13 protein-coding genes and 2 pseudogenes are annotated in these 19,118 nt (G+C 55.5%); 10 read left to right on the forward strand and 5 right to left on the reverse strand.

The window, feature by feature from the left end; genetic code table 11:
• Positions 1-305: 305 nt before the first annotated feature.
• The 3 genes from WHX55_RS10690 to WHX55_RS10700 all read right to left on the reverse strand — a co-directional run bounded on the left by WHX55_RS10690 (position 306) and on the right by WHX55_RS10700 (position 6,303).
• Entirely contained in the window at positions 306-2,840 is a 2,535-nt protein-coding gene (locus WHX55_RS10690) for a sigma factor-like helix-turn-helix DNA-binding protein (RefSeq protein WP_150752420.1), read from the reverse strand.
• Positions 2,833-5,070, reverse strand: a complete 2,238-nt coding sequence (locus tag WHX55_RS10695; protein ID WP_150752419.1) for a DEAD/DEAH box helicase family protein — start codon at positions 5,068-5,070, stop codon at positions 2,833-2,835. The genes WHX55_RS10690 and WHX55_RS10695 overlap by 8 nt, the downstream gene beginning before the upstream one ends.
• 1,017 nt (positions 5,071-6,087) lie before the next feature.
• On the reverse strand, positions 6,088-6,303 hold the full coding sequence (locus tag WHX55_RS10700) for a hypothetical protein (RefSeq protein WP_150752418.1): 216 nt from the start codon (positions 6,301-6,303) through the stop codon (positions 6,088-6,090).
• A gap of 579 nt (positions 6,304-6,882) precedes the next feature.
• On the opposite strand from WHX55_RS10700, the pseudogene WHX55_RS10705 reads away from it, so the two are divergent.
• Positions 6,883-6,981 (forward strand): annotated as a pseudogene (locus WHX55_RS10705) (glyoxalase); the annotation flags it as partial.
• Positions 6,982-6,983: 2 nt separating this feature from the next.
• A pseudogene (locus WHX55_RS10710) lies at positions 6,984-7,151 on the forward strand (transcriptional regulator); the annotation flags it as partial.
• A gap of 240 nt (positions 7,152-7,391) precedes the next feature.
• On the opposite strand, the gene WHX55_RS10715 reads toward WHX55_RS10710, so the two are convergent.
• Positions 7,392-8,267 carry a LysR family transcriptional regulator gene (locus tag WHX55_RS10715; RefSeq protein ID WP_150752417.1) on the reverse strand — a complete coding sequence of 292 codons (876 nt, stop codon included), beginning with the start codon at positions 8,265-8,267 and terminating at the stop codon, positions 7,392-7,394.
• A 102-nt stretch (positions 8,268-8,369) separates the two neighbouring features.
• Between WHX55_RS10715 and WHX55_RS10720 the strand changes: the two genes are divergently transcribed.
• The 3 genes from WHX55_RS10720 to WHX55_RS10730 all read left to right on the forward strand — a co-directional run bounded on the left by WHX55_RS10720 (position 8,370) and on the right by WHX55_RS10730 (position 10,955).
• On the forward strand, positions 8,370-9,305 hold the full coding sequence (locus tag WHX55_RS10720; RefSeq protein ID WP_150752416.1) for an NADP-dependent oxidoreductase: 936 nt from the start codon (positions 8,370-8,372) through the stop codon (positions 9,303-9,305).
• A gap of 34 nt (positions 9,306-9,339) precedes the next feature.
• Positions 9,340-10,209 (forward strand): NmrA/HSCARG family protein, encoded by an 870-nt coding sequence (locus WHX55_RS10725; RefSeq protein WP_150752415.1) that lies wholly within the window; start codon positions 9,340-9,342, stop codon positions 10,207-10,209.
• Positions 10,210-10,355: 146 nt separating this feature from the next.
• Positions 10,356-10,955: a pirin family protein gene (locus tag WHX55_RS10730; RefSeq protein WP_263597473.1), complete on the forward strand. Its 600-nt coding sequence runs from the start codon at positions 10,356-10,358 to the stop codon at positions 10,953-10,955.
• A gap of 231 nt (positions 10,956-11,186) precedes the next feature.
• On the opposite strand, the gene WHX55_RS10735 is transcribed toward WHX55_RS10730, so the two are convergent.
• Positions 11,187-12,674: an aldehyde dehydrogenase family protein gene (locus WHX55_RS10735; RefSeq protein WP_150752414.1), complete on the reverse strand. Its 1,488-nt coding sequence runs from the start codon at positions 12,672-12,674 to the stop codon at positions 11,187-11,189.
• Positions 12,675-13,534: 860 nt separating this feature from the next.
• Between WHX55_RS10735 and WHX55_RS10740 the strand changes: the two genes are divergently transcribed.
• The 5 genes from WHX55_RS10740 (at position 13,535) to WHX55_RS10760 (ending at position 19,118) form a co-directional block, all read left to right on the forward strand.
• Complete coding sequence (locus WHX55_RS10740; RefSeq protein ID WP_150752413.1) at positions 13,535-14,203, forward strand: haloacid dehalogenase type II; 669 nt, start codon at positions 13,535-13,537, stop codon at positions 14,201-14,203.
• Between the two features lie 36 nt (positions 14,204-14,239).
• On the forward strand, positions 14,240-15,514 hold the full coding sequence (locus WHX55_RS10745; protein WP_150752412.1) for an FAD-binding oxidoreductase: 1,275 nt from the start codon (positions 14,240-14,242) through the stop codon (positions 15,512-15,514).
• Between the two features lie 85 nt (positions 15,515-15,599).
• Entirely contained in the window at positions 15,600-17,246 is a 1,647-nt protein-coding gene (locus WHX55_RS10750) for an ABC transporter substrate-binding protein (protein ID WP_150752411.1), read from the forward strand.
• A gap of 46 nt (positions 17,247-17,292) precedes the next feature.
• Entirely contained in the window at positions 17,293-18,249 is a 957-nt protein-coding gene (locus WHX55_RS10755) for an ABC transporter permease (RefSeq protein WP_150752410.1), read from the forward strand.
• Positions 18,246-19,118 (forward strand): ABC transporter permease, encoded by an 873-nt coding sequence (locus WHX55_RS10760; RefSeq protein ID WP_150752409.1) that lies wholly within the window; start codon positions 18,246-18,248, stop codon positions 19,116-19,118. Before WHX55_RS10755 ends, WHX55_RS10760 begins: the two co-directional genes overlap by 4 nt.

Below are 19,118 nucleotides of genomic sequence, written 5' to 3' on the forward strand. Positions count from 1 at the left end.
TAATCGTAGAGAGGCCTACCCAAAAGTTCTGAGTCGACAATTGATTTTTTCAGGTGACGGCGAGCCTCCCTAGAATCGAAAGCGGTATAAGTGGCGCTAGCCATCAGCCATGTCTGTATCACCCGGCCGCTCCTGGCCGGTTTCTGCCTACCGTGACGGGCAGAAACCGACCCTGAACTGACGGTGGCGAGAGGCAGAAATCGGCAATTTGCGGGTACTTGTAGCCACATTCACCTAGCTCGTCTGGGTTGATCAGATACCTCCGCCAAGCTAGGCAGTCCTCCGCTGAAACCCTAAGACTCAAACTAACTCGCGCCTCTGCCGGACGTTTCTATTCCGCCAGATTTAGTCTCATCATCCGCGTTAATGTGTGTGGGGTCTGCCTGCAATCGAACCTTGGCCCCCTTCCAATTATATATAGATGTCCGTGCAGCTTCATCCGTAATGGCAATATGACTCCGCAAAATCTCTATACTCGCCTCCATACTGGCTTCTTGACTACATAAAAATTCAATCGCACCAGTAAGGCTCTTGAACGGAATACTTTGGATTGAATACAGGTTTTGTCGGCGTTGCCAATAGTTTTGCTGCGCAAAATAACGCGCTAATGAGCCATAGAAGTACTTTGAGTAGGTCGCACCGTGCTTTAAGTTCAGCTCATGCTGGATCACCGAGGGGTCGACCGGCTTTTCGTGGCGTTGGAGAATCGCTTCGATGGCTTGGCGCATTGCATTTAGATCGATTTTTTCATAGGCCAAATCCGGACTGGTATACAGCATACGATCAATCTGGACTACAAGATTGGCACCGAGCATTTCCAATAGATAGAAAGAAGCATGCTCCAAGCTCCTGCTTTTCAGCAGTTGAGCAATCTCTGTCTTAGTCATCGGCTCCCTACGAGACTGCATCGCCTGAAAAATCACATCTTTCTGGGAGTACAATTTGAATTCGGGGTTCACACTAACCGAATCAGTTTGAGACTTACCATTGAAAAAGAACCCATGTGGGCTTCCTCTCATTTTTACAATATACCGGACGATGTAGTAGTCATATTTAGAGAGAGCGACCGATTCCCCACACACCTGACTTAAATGGACGACCTCTCGACATGCGCCGGCAAAATAGTTACGCAGCGTATCGAAGATCAGTTCGTCGTCAATCTCAGCGAAATTAATGTACCGAGTATGGCGGTAAACCCCGGTACCCGATACATACATCAGGTCCGAATCTTGAAGCCAGCTCCCTTTTCCCTGTTCTGAAAAGGCGTACTTCGAAATGCCCTTTTTATTGGCAAGCCTGGCGATGTCCTTCCAGGGCAAACCGCTAGCATGCTCGCTCAGCACCGCAGCTGCAGCATCATGCTTTTTAAGACACAACGGGCGCACCTGCCCGTCGCTGAGCATGACTTGGTCCTGCGCCTGCAGGTAAAACAATGCGTCGTAGGCATGCTTTTCCTCGAGGTTTAGGCACTGCTGCAGATGCTGAAGTACATGCTCCTGGGACGTCGTGGTGCCATGTACCGCAAAGTATCGGTCCAGCACACCTGGCGACGGTTCAGTCAGCGACGATGGGACTCCTAATCGGCCATGACTGATATACGCCAGAAACTCATGGAAATGGGATGTATTGGTGAAGCAAGAGCATAAATCTTCCATATGCAGACGTAAGTCGACATACGTCATCGCTTGTGCTGGCTGCCAAACCTCGTCGGTGTCGAGCATCAGGACAGCCCTGAGATCTTCGTTGACCGCGCTTTCCAACTGACGGATGCGTTCGCGGGACAACTCAAACTTCTCACCGATCTCTAAGAGCGTCAGATACTCATCCACAAAGCCCCAGCGGTGCTGGAAAATCAGCTGACGAGTTTCGTCGAGTTCGGCAAGATAAATATCCACTCGTGCCAGCACATGGATACCGAGCTCCGCCACAGAATCAAACGACTGCATCTTGAGAGCAATCAAGGACTTCTCGTTTTTTCGATAATCCAAAGCACCTGATTCAATGTGCACTAGGTCCTTGATCAACCGTTGCTGAATCTTGAGCACCCTGGAAATCGATGTCTTGCCAAGTGACACCATCGCAGAGCCGCCTGAAGCGTCGAAGTCCAAAATGGTCTGGATATCCCACGTACCTAACGTTCGATTAAGCTTAGAGAGCGCACTTCGTTCTGCCGGGTCAAGTACCATGATGTTGATGATCATGTCATCGTGCACGCGATAGCACGGTTCCAGTTGCTGCATGGGCGAAAATTCGCTCGTCGGTGCTGTGTAGAGCTTTTGCAGTGCCCGCCAATCCTCTCGATACTTACTGCCAACCCGCTCGAGTTTCATCAGTACTTCTTCAGACAAACTCAAGATATCCGCTAGCCGTTCTATTGGCACCACTTGGGCGGAAGTTTTTTTCGCGCTTCTATAAATCTTAGCTATCAACTTATCGAAACGTCCACCCAGGCGAACATCGCTGATCGGCGTTTCGGGAGGTGGTAGTTTCTGAACTTCAGCCGCTGGTGGACTGTCGGGGAAGTCCTCACCGTCCATAGACTGTGCTTCGACTACCACCATCGGTTCAGCGACCGACGGCAGTTCAGCGGCGCCCCTCCACTCAGCGACCGGCAAAAGGGCATCAGGTGGTAATTTCATAAGCGCAAGTAACTCCCAGAAGCTCTGCAACTCTCTGAGCTTTAAAAAAGCTTCGGTATCCAGTTTGAACAGGAGCTGTTTCGCATTGTGAAAGGCTTCCGTAGTCGGCAGCAACCCCGCAGCATTCATCTGACCTTCAAGCGCTTTTACCTTCTCAGCGATGACACTCACCAAGTCTATTTCAGCCGTCGTATCAGGCATGTTCCCCGCTCCTCAATCGCATGAGAAATACCGACGTTGAACGAAACACCCCGGTGATTTCTTCCTGTTGCTCCTTCGACAACGCAGCCAGATCCGCACGCGTTCTGATGGTTCCACGATACATTGCCAGCAAAGCCTCCTGCCTGTCCTGAGTCATGTCCGACACCTTTGATTTAGGTTCAGGAACGGCTTCCACCTCTTCCTGCTGGTCAATGGAGGTGGCTGTCAGGTCATGGCGGTCGTTTTTTGCTATTGGGCGGAGGATACGAGCCACTTCTGCAGTAGTGAACCATGGCAAGGTTTTATAATGAAACTGCAAGGCAATGGCCTTTGGGCTGGGCAAAAAACCAAATTTTTCGAAGTCGGCTGCCTGTGCCGCATTAACGGCCTCGGTGATCGCCCATGCATCCGCTTGGAAACCAAACGCTGCAGAGAGAAATCCCATGTAGGAGTCGAAATGTGTGGCGATCTGGTCAACAGAGATATCGTCCAAGCTTGTTTCTAGCATTTCGATTGACGGGACTGTGCCTGTGGCACGTCGATAACTTCTGAGCTGCTCGATCAACGCCTCACGACTGTTCAAGCGATAGTTCAAACGCTCGATCAATTCCAGCACCCTAGCAGCAGATTGGCTATAGGTAACTTCGATCGTGTCGTCATGCAGGCTCTGATGTGAATCGCTGACCTCGCCGAGATCTTCGTCTGCCGCCAGTACTCGTCGCTTGCTCTGAGTGGCCTTCACGAACTGCTGAACGTCCTTGAGCCTGTCCAGCGAACCGACGAAGTCGAGAACGTGAACACAATCCTTGTTGTTGGTTTTTCTCAACCCTCGACCCAGTTGCTGCAGCCAAACAGTTTTGGATCCCGTGTAGCGCATGAAGACAAGCACGTTGGTTTCGGGAATATCGATTCCTTCATTGAACAGATCGCATACCAAAATATATTTAATGTCATCCTCACGAAAATGTCGGATGTTTTCCCGCCGCTGCTGCTCTGACATCTTCGAATGGACACAGGTGGCCGTGCCCATCTCGAAGAAGCCGAGAAGGTGTTTCAAATGTTTGATATTCCGGCAAAAAACTATTCCCTTAACGGCTTCCAGTTGCTTATTTTTTACTGTCGCTTCTATTAGCCGGACGACTTCATGGTCCTTTTTATGCAGGAATAGTCGCTTATCAAGGTCCGAGACAGACAACCCACTTCCCAGCTGGTCGATCTTGTCTTGGTCGATATCATCCAGCAAAACCATGTATTTCGGGAACGCAAGCTTTCTGTTCTGCAACGCCCAGACCAAATCATACTTGCCGATATGCCCGGCCGCCCCACCAAAAAAGTCATTCACATTTTTGCTGTCGGCTCGCCAAGGTGTGGCCGTCAGACCTATGAGCAGGCGTGGCATAAAATGCTCCACGACTCCAGCGTAAGTCCGTGCCGGTGTGTGGTGGGCTTCGTCGACAATGACGTAGTCAAACTCGCCCTGGGGTAACGTACTTAGTTTTCCATACAACGTATCGAAGCTGGCAAAAACAAGATCGGTGTCTTCCGGCGTGGCACCGGCGAAGCAGGCTGAAAAGCTGTAGGAGCCCAGCCCCAGTACGTTCTTGAACGCCGTTACAGATTGCAGAAGTATTTCGATCTGGTGAGCAATGAACAGCACTCTCTGCCCGCTTTTGCCTCGCTCAAGCAGTGCCTTAATCAGCAGAGCCACGGTATAAGTTTTACCTAGGCCGGTCGCCATTTCGATGAGGATCTTGCTCTTACCGGCGTCGATTTTTTCTATGGCCTCTTGAATGACCTGGACTTGGTACTCCCGCGGTTTGATCTTTCGGCCAATTTCTGAACCACGGACAATGAGCAAGTTTTTCAGCTCATCGCGATCTATCAATTCGACGCCAAGGCGCAAAGCCCGAACCTTGACTTCGGAAGTGAAGTACGAATTGGTGACTAGGATCATATACTTCACATCGGCCAGTCGCGCCCCGGTAACCAACTGGTTAAGAGCTTTGACATCTACCGTAGTATCGATATGGCGTTGCTTGACCTCTATTGCGAACTTGCGCCCACCTCGATAGGCAAAAATGTCAACGCCGCCGTCCCCGTGTCGATATTCGCTTCCCGCTTCCGTAACGACAGCGTCCTGCCAACCCGAGGCCAGCAACAGATCCCTCACGAAATACTCAAAATCCTTATGGCTCAGATCATCCACTGATCTGAAATCACTGATCTGCATGGCCACCAACTCTCTGAGCTCGAAAAGGTTCAGAGTGTAGGGGGCGGGTATTCGAATAAGAAGCCCCCACTCCAGCAACGCAGACACTGAAACGATGCATGCGTTTTCACACAGCTGGGTCGTGAGCAGCCGCTGAGCGGGGGCCGCTATTGGCCGATTTCTGTCTGTCGCTATGGGCCGCAAACGACTCATTCATGCCTTTCGCGACTGACTTTCTCAGGGCGTGAAGCAGTCTGGCGTGTATCCCAAGCGCTGGCCACCAAGAAAAGCACGATCAGTGGGAATGGGCTTGCCAGAGCGCGTCGGCACGACATTAAGTGTTTGGTCCCAGCGTCGCGAAGCCGCTGTAGTAAGTTTTCTTCTGGTTTGACTTGAATCGTTTGACCCAAAGACGTGTGAATCTGGGCTCGTAGCGTTCGGAGGTTTTTCGGTGATAGATCTTGTACGAAGCCTGTGGCGAACTCTTTCGGCCAGGATGGTAGAACCAGAAGTGAAACCATGAAGTTTGCTTGCTCGCCATGCGTGAGCTGCTTTGGATAATGCTGCGTGTACTGCCCATAGAGAGGCTGAATGCTTTGGCGGGCCCTACGTGCCACCCAATTGCATTTACGGTAACTGACCGATCTCCAAGATTGACGATGGTGAAACCAACGTGTTCTTCCGTAGGGGTTCCATCACCTGCGAATACGAGCCTCTGGCCCACAGAGATACGTACGCGGACTCGATCGGCTCGACGTGCAAGATGTAGCGAGACGACAACTGCGGTCAGTGTGGCCACCCCGGCAACCCAAGTGCTGATGGCGTTCCAAATTTGGATATGTTGATCGAGAGTCATAAACTTTTCTGTGACCTAACCTTTGAGGAGCACGGCAGCCCACGGCGTTACCGTTAATCATTGAACGCACAGATGCAGCCCCACTGTTGTGTGTGTCGAGCGTCAGCATTTTGCGAAAGCGGTCTAACGAGAAACATCATATTGGGAATCGTTAGGCTTAATCGTCTCGGGAAGGCTGATGCCTAGCCTAGATTCGTGCCCCTGAGCTTGGCCAAGCCCTGTTTGATGTGGCCCGCGTTTTCCCCAACAGCTTCCAGAGCTCCACGGACATTGCTACCTACCTCAGCCGAGTCCTGCTGTTCCACCCACAGCGTCAGCTCCATTACCGCCGCCTCCAGAGCGAGCTGATTGTGGTAGATCCTTTCCAGTACATCGGGTAGTGAGTAATCACCTGGCATGGGGTCGACTCCTTCCGAGGAAGACCCAAGCATAGCAGCGGTAGTGGTGAAGAGGTTTAGGGCAAAATTAGGGCAGATTCAGGGCCGCCATGGACCGCAGGACACCATGAGTAAAGGGCGAAAGTGCCGTATTTACTGGCCTGAAGCGGTCTACAGGGACGCAAGGAGGGGTTCGAATCCCTATCCATATTTCGCTCGAAGGCGATGCCCAGCAACCCACCTGTGGAATTCTCGTAAAACGACTCGCAGGAATAATGGATGACGTAAGCTTGCTGTGCCGACTCATACAAGCTCTCTATAAATTTTCGGCTTTTTGACCGCTCACGAATTCGCGCTACTTCCGACCCCATCTATCACTGCTCCCTTTGGATGAAGGCTGTCATTAAGCTGGCATTACTGAGCAAAAACGGCCCATCCAGGCACAAAAAGGCACTTGCGATAATCACTAATTGACTGATTTGTAACGCTTATTTTGTGGAGCTTGGGGATTTGAACCCCCCGTCCAGTCGTGCAATGTTCGCAACGCAGTAGCCGAGCGTCGAAAGCTGGCTTGGCCGGCGAGGGCCTGAAAAAGGCCTAGTGACTTTCCACCTCGCAATCCCCGTTTACAACCTGGCTTCGGCACGCACCTTTTACGGTGAGGTCTTTGGCCTGGAAGAGGGGCGTTCCAGCACACAAATACGTGATCGGGAACCCGAAAGAGCTCACCTAGGGCTTGGTCGGTAAAGGGCTGCCAAAGTCCTTACTCCGGCGAAGTCGTCGAAACCAAGGGTGGCAACCACAAGACTCTGAAGGTGTGGAAAGCAGAGCACGGCTCCGCGACCGTTGAGTCTTGGCTGACCAAGTGATCTTGGTTTGAGTACAAAAGGCCCTTCAAGGGCCTTTTTGTATTTCATACGAGATGCGGTTGAACTGCCTCATGCGAATGACATGAGATAGCATTAACTTAGTGAGTTTCTTCCCGCACGACAGCGAGAAGAGCCTTCAGCGGGTGCAAAATCGTCACACCTTCCTTGCGTTTAACTTGGCTACGGCAAGAATACCCATCCGCCAACAGGCGACCTGAACGGTGACCAGTGAACGGTCTTCTATCCCTTTAGTACCAGAGACATGTCCGGGTATTTAGCGCACATGAAATCGACGAATGCTCGAACCTTCGGAGCAGCAAGGCGCCTGGAGGTGTGCAAGACCCAGAGCTCGGGTTCTACACCCGATACCGTACCCCACTGGACCAGTTCGCCACTAGCAAGCTGGTTCCATGCGATGGACTGTGGGATGAGGGCAGCACCACCGCCAGCGATAGCAGCATCGCGGATCATCAGGAACGAAGAGAACCGCAGCTTTGGGATGGGCTCCAGGACCAAGTGCCCTTCATCGAGTTTCCAATTAGTGGGCTCGAAACTCGAAACCACAATGCTGGGAACTGACCTGATTGCGCCGGGTGTAGGCATCGGTATTCCAGGCGCGGCCACCACAACCAGCCGGTCCTTGGCGAAGCAGCGGCCGACCAGACTGCTGTCTGGGCTGGGGTTGATCCGAATGGCGACGTCGAATTGTTCCTCGACGAGGTCAACCACGCGATCCTCCGCCACGACCTCGATCGTGACTTCAGGGTAGGCCGCACAAAATTCTGCGCCGATGCGCCCCATCGCAAGCTGCGAGAACAGAACTGGGGAAGCAACACGCAAGTGTCCGCGAGGCGTCGATACGCCCTCACGGGCCGCCGTCATGGCTTCGGCCACCTCGGCCAACGGCCCTTCGGCTCTGGCCATCAGTATCTTTCCAGCCTCGGTGAGCTTAAGACCGCGTGCGCTGCGCTCGATCAACCTCACGCCCAGTTGTTCCTCAAGGTCGGAAATGCGACGCGATAAGGTGGCTTTGGATATGCCGCTCGCACGGCTCGCCTTTCCGAGCCCCTCATTCGTTGCGACGAGCGTGAAATCGATCAGCGCGTTCAGGTTCATTGTGTTCCATTTTTGAAACGAAGTGTCTGTATTTTGGTGTCTCTGCTTTATCTGTGCAACAGCATATCTTCTCGTCATCGGAACTCGATACGAGGAATTGTTATGAGCACCATGCAACGCGCTGTACTGATCCGGGCATACGGTGGCGCTGACGCCGTGGAAGTGGCCGAAATCGACAAGTCAGAACCTGGACAAGACCAGGTTCTGATTCGAGTTCGAGCCGCCGGCGTGAACGGCATCGATTGGAAGGTCCGTGAAGGCCATGTGAGAAATGCCTTCCCGCTTCCATTGCCAATAGTACTGGGCGCCGAAATGGCGGGTGTTGTCGAGGCTGTCGGTCCCGGTGCCTCTCGCTTTCGTGTTGGCGATCGCGTCATGGGCGCGGTGGGAGGACTGGGCGCGTACGCCGATTTCGTGACCGTCAGTGAAGCGAGCCTCTCCCTTACGCCTGAAAACCTTGAAGACGTCCATGCTGCCGCTGTACCCGTCGCAGCCGTGGCCGCCTGGAAGAGCCTCCATCATGCGGGTCCGATTCATCCAGGCCAGAGAATCCTTATTCACGGCGCTGCCGGTGGGCTGGGCGGATATGCCGTGCAGTACGCCAAGCGGGCAGCCGCCGAGGTCTTCGCAACTGCGGGCACGGCTGACCTGGATTATGTGCGCAGCCTCGGCGCGGATCATGTCATCGACTATCAATCCCAACGTTTCGAGGACGTCGTCCAGGACATTGACCTGGTGCTCGACTACGTCGGGGGTGAGGTACTGGATCGCTCGTGGCAGGTGTTGGCGGAAAACGGCGTCATTGTCGGCACGTCATCCCCTGACATTCTGGCGCGCACGCCGGCGAATCGCCGAGGCCTCTGGTTCATGAACAAGCCCGACCCCGAATTGCTGGAGACGCTGGCCCAGGAAATCGCCAGCGGCACGCTGCATTCCAGGATCGGCAAGGTCGTTGGCTTCGCCGACATCCCTGAGGCCATCGAACGCAATCGCAGCGCTTCACGGACTGGCAAGGTCGTTGCGGACTTCTCTCGCTGACCCACCCTAAGTATTCACTGTAGGAGATTCAAAAATGAGCATTCTCGTTATTGGTGCTACGGGCACCATTGGTTCACTCATCACTCAGGGCCTTGCCGACGCGGGCGCCGAGGTCAAAGCCCTTGTGCGCCAATCGGGTAAGCGGGACTTCCCGGCCGGCGTCACTGAAGTTGTCGCAGACCTCACCGATGTACCTTCGATGCGCGTCGCGCTGTCGTCGGTGCGGACGTTGTTCCTGCTCAACGCCGTTACGCCCGATGAGGTGACGCAAGCCCTCATCACGCTGAACCTCGCTCAGGAGGCTGGTATCGAGCGCATCGTCTACCTGTCGGTGATTCATGCCGACAAGTTCACCAATGTTCCGCACTTCACCGGCAAGCATACGGTTGAACGCATGATCGAAAGCCTCGACATCCCCGCAACCATTCTGCGTCCGGCTTACTTCATGCAAAACGAACTCATGGTCCAGCAGACGATTCAGAACTACTCGGTATACCCGATGCCGATCGGCTCGGCGGGCGTCTCGATGATTGATGCGCGTGACATCGCCGATGTCGCCGTTGCAGAGTTGCTGCGACGCGACAAAGCGTCTTCTGCCCTGGATCGTGTAACGCTGGAGTTAGTCGGACCGCAGGCACTTACCGGTGCCTCCGTGGCGAAGATCTGGAGCTCCGCCCTGGGTCGCGACATTGCCTACGGCGGTGACGAAGTAGCGGCCTTCGAAGGACAGCTGGCTTCGTACGGTCCCACCTGGTTGGCTTATGACATGCGCCTGATGATGGCGGGTATCCAGACGTTCGGCATGCAAGCAACCGAAGGAACCGTAGAACAGCTTCAGACCATCATCGGGCACTCACTGCGCACCTACGAAGACTTCGTTCGCGAGGCCATTGCAGAGGTTTAAACAGCTAGGGCAGTGAGGACGGGTTTATTTTTTGGCTGGTGCGCCGCACCCGTAAAAAATCTGTCCTCGTTCGCCATACCACTACTCCCTCAATGGACGAACGACGCCAGTCTCCTTCTGATCTGGGTCAGACTCTCGAGTCCTTCGTGTTTCTCGGCATCTTTGACGTCAGTGGAGAGGGTATCCATGCGATGTCCAGCATGCCTTTGCATCCCCATTCGGGCAAAGCCACAGTGAAGGTTTTTACGGAAGGACGTGTGCGCTATAACGATCCGGATAATGGGGAGGGGACAATCGGTTACGGTGGTGTCGAATGGATGTGGGCCGGCGGAAGTATCTGGCATGGCAAAGAGCTGACTGCCGAGGAAGTCCCTCGCATTCAGGGGTTTCAACTGGGGATTGCCTTGCCTGCTGAGCTCGAAAACGGTGAGCCTGAAAGTCGCTATATCGAGTCAGTGGGTACCAATGAGGGGCAGTCTGCTCATGTCATCTTCGGCAACTACCAAGGCGTGCAAAGTCCCGTCCCCGCGCCTGAGGGCGTCAATTATTTGCTGGTCACTGTAAAACCAGGAGAGCGTTGGGTGTATCAGCCGCCTGCTGGGCACAGTGTCGGATGGCTTGCGCTCGTCAAGGGGACGCAGTATTCGTCTTGGGTTCGGCTGTACCCCATCCCAATCCGCTACACCTTGGATACTACTCGGTGCATACCACTGCGCAGGCGCTTGAGGAGGGCGAGCGTCGCATAGCCGAACTGTGGAAGAAGTTGAAGGCTGCCGGGACGGTCGTACGGCGTCAGGGACGATTCCGGTATTCCGCTGACGGCTTGCAATCCATCGGCGGCTACCGGGTTTATGTCATCTCTTTCCAGTGTCCTTTTGGCTGGTTTTATTGAAAAGTCGGATTTTCGGCTCGCCTGATCTCAGGCAAGACGACTACCGGATAGCCGAATTGGACGGCACCGAACTTTTGAATGAGTTTTACGTGCGGGAAGTATTATCAAGTGTTCCGCCAAATCCAATGATTGCCTTGGTTTCCAAGTATTCCTCTAAGCCGTAGATACCATACTCACGACCATTACCAGAACGTTTGTAACCACCGAATGGAGCCATTGGATTCCAGGCGGGGTAATTCAGATGCACTTGTCCCGCGCGGATACGAGAGGCCACTGCACGCGCCAGATCAAGGTTCTGAGCCTGAACATGGGCGCCCAGGCCGTATACCGTATCGTTCGCGATAACGACCGCCTCATCGATCGTTTCATACGGAATAATGCACAGCACTGGCCCGAAAATTTCTTCTTGGGCGATCCGCATTGCGGTATCTACCTCGGAGAAAACTGTCGGTCGAGTGTAGAAGCCCTTTTCAAAACCCGGCACACGTCCTGGTCCGCCGCAAACGAGTTTTGCGCCCTCACTCAGGCCAGCCTCGATCATTGCTTGCACACGATTGAACTGGGCCTCGTTGGCAATGGGACCGAGCACCGTATCTTCCGATCGCGGATCACCCACGATGATCGCATTGGTGGTGGCGGCAGCCAATGATTCGACCTCTGCCAGCCTGTCCTTAGGTACGATCATTCTTGTCGGGGCGCTGCACGATTGCCCGACGTTGCGGAACGCTGACATCACGCCCAGTGGGACGGCTTTGGCGAAGTCGGCGTCGGGAAGCAGAATGTTCGGGGATTTGCCTCCCAATTCTTGTGTGACGCGCTTCACCGTATGGGCGGCCGCCTGTGCGACCAGCGCGCCCGCGCGGTTGGAGCCGGTAATCGAAATCATATCGATATCAGGGTGCGCAGCCATCGCTGCGCCGACCTCGTGACCACTTCCGTTCACGAGATTGAAGACGCCAGGTGGAAGGCCTGCGTCGTGGACCAGTTGTGCAAAAAGCAGGGCACTCAGAGGCGACAGTTCGCTTGGTTTGAGGACCACAGTGCATCCGGCAGCTATAGCCGGGGCGACTTTCGCGGTGATTTGATAAAGCGGCCAGTTCCACGGAGTGATGAGACCGCAGACGCCTATAGGTTCGCGTTCAATCGCGGTTCCACCTTCAACCGTCTGGAAACGATAAGTGGACAGGAGGTCGCGGGCGACCCGAACGTGTTCGGCCGCGAGAGGCACTTGCATTGCCCGGGCGGAACCGATGGCAGCGCCCATTTCGAGAGAGAGGGCCTGCGCGAGCACTTCTTTTCGCTCAAGGATGAGCTCATGGATCTTTCCAAGGACAAGCGCGCGCGACTCTGCGCAGGTAGCAGACCAACCAGGAAACGCTGCACGCGCCGCAGCTACTGCCCGATCAACATCCTCGGCGGAGCCTTGCGCGACCTGCGCAACGACCTCTTCAGTTGCCGGATTGACCACTGGCAAACTTGCCGGGATCGCCGGGGAAGACCAACAGCCATTGATATAAAACTTGTGAGACGTTTGCGGATCAACGCTGTAGCTATTCGAAGATTGTATTGTCATCCAACTGGCTCCCTTGAGCGGTAATAGGCACTGCAAGCAGCAGAGGGCGGTCTGGCTCGCGACCTTGCAAGGCCGCTGAAACAAAGATCAAGCCGAACGTGGAAATCACCAGAACATCGCCGTGGCGACCAGGACATCGCTATGCCGGGTCTTCTCAATAAGCTAGCAAAGCGTGCCAGATAAAATGTGCTGTTCTTGAGGTTTGCAAGGGAGAATCTGCCGTATCTGTCAGGCTGACTTTGTATGAAACCAAGTTGATCCGATTTCGTCAGTAAACCTTCTGATGAACCGCTCAGTGAGACCATTCCTGGTCAGTGCATTCGTAGTCACATCGGTGGCGGTGATGGTCATATAGATAGGCAGGTGGGGGCGTGGTGATGCATCGTGCGATGCGCCGCCTTTGTAGAGCTATCGCGACGCATATAGATGTTGCTTTGACCGGTATTTCACGCCTATCGCTGATAGAAGCAAGGTTGTCCCATAGCGCATGACTCCTAATCAGCCCCGCTTCACCTCGCAGCACAATCAGCGGGCGCATCCTCAGCGAAAGCTCTCTTTCTCCTACCGCCAGTCATAAATACTGCCGCACATGGCGTTGTGCGTGGCTTACAAACGCACCATAAAAGCCCGCAAAGGCTTAAGAACAGGGGGTGGAGCGCCCGAGTCTGGAGCATCCCGCAAAGTCTGCTGAGCAAGCCCTGCAAAACGGTGGTTTGTACCAAGGAGCCTATACTTTTAACAGTTTATGCATGGTCTCTTGGTGTTGTAATAAATCCGTGATGCAGCGTTGCTCCGATGCTTCCAGAGCGGAGTAATTGCTTGCCCCGTCATGACCTCAACAATCATTAAGGACCGCACTCATGAGCTTTCTTCGACCCAAGTTTATTACCTTTGACTGCTATGGCACGTTGACCAACTTTCAAATGGGAAATATGACGCGCGAACTGTTCGCCGATCGTGTCCCTTTTGAGCAAATGGATCAGTTCGTCAAGGACTTCTCCGCCTATCGCCTGGATCAGGTGATGGGTGACTGGCGGCCATATGATGAGATCATCAAGACCGCCCTGGCGCGCGTCTGCAAGCGTTGGGGTGTCGAGTATCGGGGTGAAGGCCAACTCTACTACGACGCCGTACCGACTTGGGGGCCACATGCCGACGTACCGGCCGGCCTGGCAAAAATCGCCGACAAGATTCCCTTGGTGATTTTCTCCAACGCGATGGACGAGCAGATCATGTCCAACGTCGACAAGCTCGGCGCACCTTTCCATAAAGTCTTCACCGCCCAACAAGCCCAAGCCTATAAGCCGCGCTTGGCCGCCTTCGAGTTCATGCTCGATAACCTCGGCTGCGGCCCAGAAGACGTTCTGCACGTGTCCTCGAGCTTCCGTTACGACCTGATGCCGGCCAACGACATGAAGATCAAGAACAAAGCCTTCGTTGCTCGTGGTCATGAACAGCCGGCGAATGCCGTTTATGGCTACCACCAGATCCCGGATATCGGCGCATTGCCCGGGTTGGTCGGTCTCTAAGTCTCAGGGCACTCTTCAAGGCAAAAGGGGTTAGACATGGGCAGTGAGTCCTATTGGCTCGATACCGCACCGCAATTCACCGGTGCTCAGCTCGGCGCATTGCCCGGGCAGGTCGATGTGGCCATCGTCGGTGGTGGTCTCACCGGCCTGTCGGCGGCCCGAGCCCTGGCCTTGAAGGGGGCCAGTGTGGTGGTGCTGGAAGGAGGGCGAGTGATTGGCGAGGCTTCGGGGCGCAATGGTGGCCACTGCAGCACCGGCGTTGCCCAGGACTATGCGGCACTCAGCGCCAGCCTCGGCGCTGATAAGGCGCGTGCTTATTACCAAGCCTATGAAAGCGCCGTACAGAGCGTCGTTTCATTGGTGGAGCAGGAGCAAATTGCCTGCGACCTCAAACGCAATGGCAAGCTGAAGCTGGCTGCCAAACCGATGCATTACGAAGGTTTGGCGCGCACCTGCGAATTGATTCGGCGGGAGGTCGACGCCGAGGTCGAGTTGCTCTCTCCAGAAGAGGCCCGTGCTGAAGCCAACTCGGCCCAGTTCCATGGAGGCTTGCTGCAGCGCAACGGCGTGCAGATGCACGTCGGGCGCTTCGGTGTTGGGTTGGCCGAGGCGGCAGCTCGTCATGGCGCATTGATCTTTCAGGGCGTGTCAGTGACGGACTGGAAAGCCAGTGCCGGCGGCTATCAGGTCAATACCACCAAGGGCTCACTACACGCCACGCAGATTCTGCTGGCCACAGGCACTTGCCAGCAGGGCGGATTGGGCTGGTATCGGCGGCGGATCGTGCCGGTGGGCAGTTTCGTGATCGCCACCGAGGTGCTACCGCAGGCCCTGATCGACAGCTTGCTGCCGGCACGGCGTTCCTATGTTACCAGCCGCATGATCGGCAACTACTTCCGCCTGACGCCGGACAACCGCTTGCTGTTTGGCGGTCGTGCCCGGTTTGCCATGTCCGACAGCATTTCCGACGCCAAGAGCGGCAAGGTGTTGCAGGCGGCGATGGTCCAGATGTTTCCGCAACTGGCTAGCGTGAAGATCGATTACTGCTGGGGTGGCCTGGTGGATATGACCTCCGATCGGTTACCCCGCGCCGGGCAGCATGGAGGGGTTTATTACTCCATGGGTTACAGCGGTCATGGGGTGCAAATGTCGGTGCACATGGGGCAGGTCATGGCTGAAGTAATGACCGGCAAGGTTGAGGCCAATCCGTGGCGCGAACTCGATTGGCCAGCCATTCCCGGGCATTTCGGAAAACCCTGGTTCCTGCCTCTGGTGGGTGCGTATTACCGCCTGCAGGACTACCTGCACTGAGTTCATGGTGTTGCTTTACGTTTCAACCACGCTGCGCTTAATCAGCAGCACTTGAGCCTGATCATTGACGAAAGGTAGGACTGACATGACTGACAAAAAAAATAATATCGACTCCCAGCTGATCACCGGTGAAGAAAGTCTGCGCGTTTTCGAAGGGCTCAATCGCGGCATGTCGCGTCGCAATGCATTGCAAATGCTGGGGTTGGCCGGGGTGGCTGTCGCGGGTGCCAGTAGTCTGTTCGGCGCCGCTGGCAAGCTGTTTGCCGATGATGAAGCTGCAAGCCCTGGCAAAGGCAAGCCAGGCGGTCGTATCCGTGTCGCAGGCTCCTCCAGTTCAACCGCCGACACCCTGGATCCGGCCAAAGGTTCAGGCTCCACCGACTACGTGCGTCATTACATGTTCTACAACGGTCTGACGCGTTTCGACAACCATATGGTGCCGCAACTGGAGTTGGCCGAGCGTATCGAAACTACTGACGCCACGCTCTGGGTAATCAGCCTGCGCAAGGAAGTGACCTTCCACAACGGCAAGGCGCTGACCGCCGCCGACGTGGTGTTTTCTCTATTGCGGCACAAAGATCCACTCACCGGTTCCAAGGTCCTGCCGCTGGCATCGCAGTTCGCCGAGGTCAAGGCCGTCGGCACCCACGAAGTGCAGATACAATTGAGCGGCCCGAATGCTGAATTGCCGTCGGTTCTTGCCATCTCTCACATGTTGATCGTTCCCGAGGGTACGAGCGATTTCAACCAGGGCATCGGTACCGGCCCGTTCAAGGCCAAGGAGTTCAAACCAGGGGAGCGTTCGATTGGTGTGCGCAATTCCAATTACTGGAAACCCGGCTTGCCATATCTGGACGAGATCGAATTTATCGCCATTGCCGACGAGTCGTCACGGGTCAACGCCCTGTTGTCGGGCGACGTACACATCGTCAACGAGGTTAACCCGCGCTCGACGGTTCGCATCAAGGGCAGCACCAAGCATCGGGTCGTGGACTCGCCGTCGGGTAACTACACTGACCTGATCATCCGTCAGGACCAACTGCCGGGCAAAAGCCCGGAATTCACCCAGGCCATGAAATACTTGCTGGACCGCGAGCAGATCAAGTCGGCGATATTCCGCGGCTACGCCAGGGTCGGCAACGATCAACCGATCGCACCCGGTGCGCGCTTCTTCAACGCCGACCTACCACAACGTGCCTACGATCCGGAAAAAGCCAAGTTCCTGCTCAAAAAGGCCGGTATGGAAAGCATCACTATGCCGCTGATGTGCTCGCCGGCTGCGACCGGTTCGGTAGACATCGCCGTGCTGCTGCAGCAGTCAGCCAAACAGGCGGGGCTCAAGCTCGACGTCAACCGTCTGCCGAGTGATGGCTACTGGTCCAACCATTGGGCGAAGCACCCACTGAGCTTTGGCAACATCAATCCGCGGCCCAATGCCGACATGCTTTTCTCGCAGTTCTTCCAGTCGACAGCACCCTGGAATGAGTCCGGCTGGAAAAACGAACAGTTCGACCAACTGTTGGTACAAGCCCGAGGTGAAACCGACGAGGCCAAGCGCGGCAAGATGTACGCAGATATGCAAACCCTGGTGCATGAGCACAGCGGTATCGGCGTGCCGGTGTTCATCAGCAACATCGATGGCGCCGATCAGCGAGTCAAGGGCTACGGCACCAACCCCCTGGGCGGTTTCATGGGGTACATGTTCGCCGAACAGGTCTGGCTGGACGCTTGATGAAAGTCGGGTTTTTGCTGCAGCTACATTGCATGAGGATAGGGTGATGAACAGCAACACACTGTGGTTGATCGGCCGGCGCCTGGGCGCGGCGATCGTGACCTTGTTGATTGTGTCCATGGTGGTTTTCGCCATCACGGCGGTGCTGCCGGGGGACGCGGCACAGCAGTCTCTGGGGCAGTTCGCCACGCCGGAACAAGTGGCAGCCTTGCGCCTGAAAATGGGGCTGGATCAGCCCGGTGTGTTGCGTTACCTGCACTGGTTGATGAACCTGCTTAGCGGTGATATGGGGCTGTCGGTGTCCAACGCCATGCCGGTCAGTGACTTGATGGCCGGGCGTCTGCCCAACACCCTGATGCTGGCGGCTGCGACGGCGCTGGTGTCAGTACCGGTGGCGTTGTTTCTGGGCATCGGTTCGGCCATGGGCCGGGGCGGGCGCATCGACAGTTTCCTGAGCTTTTTCACCTTGACCATGGTGGCGGTGCCAGAGTTTTTGGTCGCTACCCTGGCGGTTCTGATTTTCGCGGTGAACCTGGGCTGGTTGTCGGCGCTGTCCTATGCCAGTGACATCACTTCACCCTGGCAATTCATGCGCACTTACGCATTGCCGGTGATGACGCTGTGCTGCGTGATAGTCGCGCAAATGGCGCGCATGACCCGGGCGGCGGTGATTGATCAGCTCGACAGCCCTTACGTGGAAATGGCCCGGCTCAAAGGTGTGAGCAAGATTCGGATCGTTTTACGCCATGCCTTGCCCAACGCAATCGGACCCATTGCCAATGCCATCGCCCTGAGCCTGTCTTACCTGTTGGGCGGGGTGGTGATCGTTGAAACGATCTTTAACTACCCCGGCATCGCCAGCCTGATGGTCGATGCCGTGACCAACCGCGACATGGCCCTGGTTCAAGCCTGCACCATGTTGTTTTGTACGGCGTATTTGACGTTGGTGCTGATTGCCGACCTGTGCGCGATTCTTTCCAATCCGAGGCTGAGAAATCAATGAACAATCTCATTGTGAAATCGCCGACTACTACCAAATTGGCGCTGGGCAAAGTTTCCCACGGATCGTCCTGGGTCGGCCTGATCGGCGCTGCGATGTGTGTGATCTGGTTGCTGGTGGCCATCTTCGGCCCATGGCTGGCACCGCATCCGGTCGGGGAAGTGGTCTCTGATAATGTCTTCGACACCCTGAGCGCTACTTACCCGTTCGGCACCGATTACCTGGGCCGCGACATGCTCAGTCGGATCCTCGTCGGCGCACGATTCACCGTCGGCCTGGCCTTGGTGGCCGCGGTTTTGGCCAGCAGTCTGGGGACCAGTTGTGCATTGTTGTCGGTGGTGTCACCGAAGTGGCTGGATGAATTGATCAGTCGACTGATGGACGCTTTCATTTCAATCCCCAGCAAGATGCTGGCGCTGATCATGGTCTCGGCCTTCGGCTCCTCGGTCACCTTGCTGATCTGCACGGCGGTATTGAGCTTCACCCCGGGCGCATTCCGCATCGCCCGCAGCATGGCGGTGAACATCGAAGCGCTGGAGTATGTGCAAGTAGCCCGTACTCGCGGCGAACGTCGGCTGTACATCGCCTGCGTGGAAATCCTGCCGAACATGCTCAACCCCGTGCTGACGGACCTGGGGTTGCGCTTTGGCTTCATCGTGCTGCTGCTCAGTGGCATGAGTTTCCTGGGGTTGGGTGTGCAACCACCGGATGCCGACCTCGGCTCGCTGGTTCGCGAGAACATCGGCGGCCTCAATCAGGGCGCGCCGGCCATTGTGATACCGGCGCTGGCCATTGGCACCCTGACCATCGGTGTGAATCTGTTTATCGACCGACTGTCGTCGCGACGTAGTCGACGTTCGGGAGGCCATTGA

It is taken from the genome of Pseudomonas fluorescens (assembly GCF_040448305.1).
Classification (GTDB): domain Bacteria; phylum Pseudomonadota; class Gammaproteobacteria; order Pseudomonadales; family Pseudomonadaceae; genus Aquipseudomonas; species Aquipseudomonas fluorescens_BH.